The sequence below is a fragment of the Streptomyces sp. SID3212 genome (assembly GCF_009865405.1).
GTDB lineage: Bacteria > Actinomycetota > Actinomycetes > Streptomycetales > Streptomycetaceae > Streptomyces.
In genome coordinates this window covers 1-1,150 of the sequence record NZ_WWJY01001091.1, presented here as the reverse complement: position 1 = coordinate 1,150, position 1,150 = coordinate 1, and the positions used below count along the sequence as shown (strand labels likewise).

Annotated in this window: 1 protein-coding gene; it reads left to right on the top strand. The window is 74.8% G+C overall.

What is annotated here, in order from left to right:
• Positions 1–991, top strand: a 991-nt coding sequence (locus GT042_RS32405) for an ATP-dependent RecD-like DNA helicase (protein ID WP_161312261.1), incomplete at its 5' end; no start/stop codon positions are given.
• Positions 992–1,150 lie beyond the last annotated feature (159 nt).

Sequence of the window (1,150 nt, the reverse complement as noted above, 5' to 3'; positions counted from 1 at the left end):
GAGGCTGGGCGGCGCGGAGGGTGACGCGGGGGGTGACGCGGGCCGGGACGCCGTGACCGTCGCCGGACTGCTCGCGGGCGCGGAGGGCCCGGGGCGGGACGTGGACGGCATGTTCGCCCTCGACCTGCTCGTCGTACTGGACGCGCCGCAGCTCGACGTCGAGACGGCCACGATGCTCGTGGAGTCCCTGCCCGACGGCAGCCGGCTGGTCCTCAGCGGGGACCCCGGGGTGCTCTGGTCGGCGGGCGCGGGCCGGGTGTTCGGCGATCTGCTCGCCGCGCGGGTGTGCCCGCAGATCGCGTCCCGTACCCCCGACCCCGGGCCCGTCGGTGAGCTGGTCTCCGGCATCGGCATCGGCGAGCTGAACCAGGTGGCGGCCCCCGGCAAGGAGGTCGTGATCGTGCCGGTACGGGACGCGGGCGAGGCGGTGCACCGTACGGTGCAGCTGGTCGCGGACTCGGTGCCGCGCGCGTTCGGCCTGGCGGCCGGGCAGACCCAGGTGATCACGGTGGGCCACGGCGGTTCGGCCGGGACCCGCGCGCTCAACGCGGCACTCAAGGAGCGGCTCAACCCCGGCCCCGGGCGGTTCGGGGGCTTCGACCCGGGCGACCGCATCGCCTACGTACCGGCACCCGGCAGGACGCTCCAGGGCGCGGTCGTCTCGGCCGACGCGGAGGGTCTGCACCTGGAGTGCGGGGGCGCGGCGGTGGTGGTGCCGAAGGACCGGGTGGAGTCGGCGGTCCGGCACGGCTGGGCACTCACGGCCCACCAGGCGGCCGGGATGCGGTGGGAGGCGGCGGTGGTGGTCCTGCCCGGGGACGCGGCGCAGGGGCTGAGCCGTCCGTGGGTGTACACGGCGTTCAGCCGAGGCGACCGGCACTTGTCGGTAGTGCACGGGGTGGACGAGGCGTTGCCCCGGGCGGTGGCGGAGGGCGTCCCACGAGACCGGGTGACGCGGTTGGGGACCCTGCTGGTGGCGCTGCTGTCGTGACGGTTGCGGTCGGTTGGGGGCGCGGCTTACTGATTGTCCTCAATCGCCGGACGGGCTTGATTTTGCCCGCTGCGGCCCGGTGACCCTGTGCGGGTTGTTGCCGGGGGCCGGGCAGGGGCCGTGTCCTGCACTGCATGTTTTACGTCGCGTTCAGGACCT